2 protein-coding genes are annotated in these 2,016 nt (G+C 60.7%); one reads left to right on the top strand and one right to left on the bottom strand.

The genetic code is table 11. The features are described 5' to 3' along the window. Positions 1-224: 224 nt before the first annotated feature. Complete coding sequence (locus tag CWO89_RS43615) at positions 225-704, bottom strand: Lrp/AsnC family transcriptional regulator (protein ID WP_130584322.1); 480 nt, start codon at positions 702-704, stop codon at positions 225-227. A 118-nt stretch (positions 705-822) separates the two neighbouring features. Between CWO89_RS43615 and hppD the strand changes: the two genes are divergently transcribed. Continuing rightward, the gene (gene hppD, locus CWO89_RS43610) at positions 823-1,938 is read left to right on the top strand and encodes a 4-hydroxyphenylpyruvate dioxygenase (protein ID WP_130584321.1); all 1,116 of its coding nucleotides are present in this window, start codon (positions 823-825) and stop codon (positions 1,936-1,938) included. The last annotated feature ends 78 nt before the right edge of the window (positions 1,939-2,016 follow it).

The following is a 2,016-nucleotide window of genomic DNA, read 5'->3' as shown; positions in this document are numbered from 1 at the left end:
GCTAGAGCGTTTTCGAGCGAAGTGGATACCGGTTCGCGTGAAGAAAACGCGTCAAAACAAGAAACTAGAGCTTCGGTTCTGATTCAATCAGAACCGAAAATGCTCTAGGCCCGCAATTCGAATGACGGAATTCCCTCGATTTGCGCCACACTCTGTTTGAGCATGATCTCCGCGCAAACGCTCCGCGTTTGTCGCGAGGGAAAACCGATTCCCACTTTTCCGGATCATGCTCGCTGCAGCGCCTTCAACGGCAATTTCGCGCTCTCCTTCAGCCTGTCCAGCACGATCGAAGAGCGCACATGGGCGACGCTCTGGTGCGGCATCAGCACATTGTTGACGATGTCGGACAGGCTCTTGAGGTCGCGCAGCACCGCCTTCAAGAGATAGTCGGCGTCTCCGGTCAGCGAATAGGCTTCCTGGATCGCATCCACACGGTTGACCAGCTCCCGGAATTTCTTCGCGTTGTCGGGCGAGTGCGTCGCCAGCGTGATCTGGATGAAGGCGATCAGCTCGAAGCCGAGCGCCTCGCCGGCGAGGTCGGCGTGATAGCCCGAGATCACCTTCTCCTCCTCCAGCCGCATCCGCCGCCGCGAGCATTGCGAGGCCGACAGACCAATGAGATCGGCGAGCTGTTGGTTGGTCAGCCGGCCGTCGTCCTGCAATGCGGCCAGCAGCTTGAGATCGAACGTGTCTAACTGAATCATGCGCCATTTGCCGTTATGATGCACGGATTGTGCAAGATGCTAGCCCATCGCGCGCCATTTTGCATGCACCTTGCGGGCCGGTCGGCGGAGATTCGTGAATTAAGTAGGGAGAATCGCAATGGGTCCGTTTCCGCACGATGCGCCGCCGGCCGAAATCAGCGTCGACAATCCGATGGGTACTGATGGTTTCGAGTTCGTCGAGTATGCCCATCCGCATCCGGAAGAGCTGCACCGCCTGTTCAAGCTGATGGGCTATGTGCCGGTGGCCCGCCACAAGACGAAGCAGATCACGCTCTATCGCCAGGGCGACATCAACTATCTCGTCAATGAGGAGCCGGGCACCCATGGCCATGACTTCGTCGCCGTGCATGGGCCGTGCGCGCCGTCGATGGCGTTCCGCGTGGTCGATGCCAAGCGCGCCTATGAGCGCGCGCTGTCGCTCGGCGCGGAGCCGGCCGATATTGCCGTGCAGAAGACGCTCGATGTCCCCGCGATCAAGGGCATCGGCGGCAGCCTGCTCTATCTGGTCGATCGCTACGGCGCGAAGGGCTCGGCCTATGATCTCGAATTCGAATGGCTCGGTGAGAAGAATCCGCGGCCTGAGGGCTCGGGGCTTTATTACATCGATCACCTCACCCATAACGTGCATCGTGGCCGCATGGATGTCTGGACCGGCTTCTACGCCAAGCTGTTCAACTTCCGCCAGATCCGTTTCTTCGACATCGAGGGCCGCGCCTCGGGCCTGTTCTCGCGCGCCCTGACCAGTCCGGACGGCAAGATCCGGATTCCGATCAACGAGGATGCCGGCGACTCCGGCCAGATCGAGGAATATCTCTACGTCTATCGCGGCGAGGGTATCCAGCACATCGCCTGCGGCGCGCGCGATATCCATCGCACCATCGAGATGCTGCGCGCGGCCGGCCTGCCGTTCATGCCGTCACCGCCCGATACCTATTTCGAGAAGATCGACCAGCGCCTGCCCGGGCATGGTGAAGACGTCGCGCGGCTGCAGAAGAACGGCATTCTGATCGACGGCGAGGGCGTGGTCGATGGCGGCCAGACCAAGCTGCTGCTGCAGATCTTCTCGGCGAATGCGATCGGGCCGATCTTCTTCGAATTCATCCAGCGCAAGGGCGACGACGGATTCGGCGAGGGCAACTTCAAGGCCCTGTTCGAATCGATCGAGGAAGACCAGATCCGCCGCGGTGTGCTGAAGGTGGACCACGCGGCGTAAGGCTTGGTAGCCTATGTAGGGCGGGCAAAGCGCAGCGTGCCCACCTCTTCTTGTGCCGCTCTTGATGGTGGGCACGCT

Origin of the sequence: Bradyrhizobium sp. Leo170, assembly GCF_004296405.1 — a bacterium.
GTDB lineage: Bacteria > Pseudomonadota > Alphaproteobacteria > Rhizobiales > Xanthobacteraceae > Bradyrhizobium.
Note: the sequence above shows the minus strand (reverse complement) of the source record. Positions and strands in the feature narration are given on the sequence as shown.

Bases quoted from the DNA above. Each gene is read 5' to 3' on its own strand.
- CWO89_RS43615 (WP_130584322.1), bottom strand. From the start codon at position 704: ATGATTCAGTTAGACACGTTCGATCTCAAGCTGCTGGCCGCATTGCAG.
- hppD (WP_130584321.1), top strand. From the start codon at position 823: ATGGGTCCGTTTCCGCACGATGCGCCGCCGGCCGAAATCAGCGTCGAC.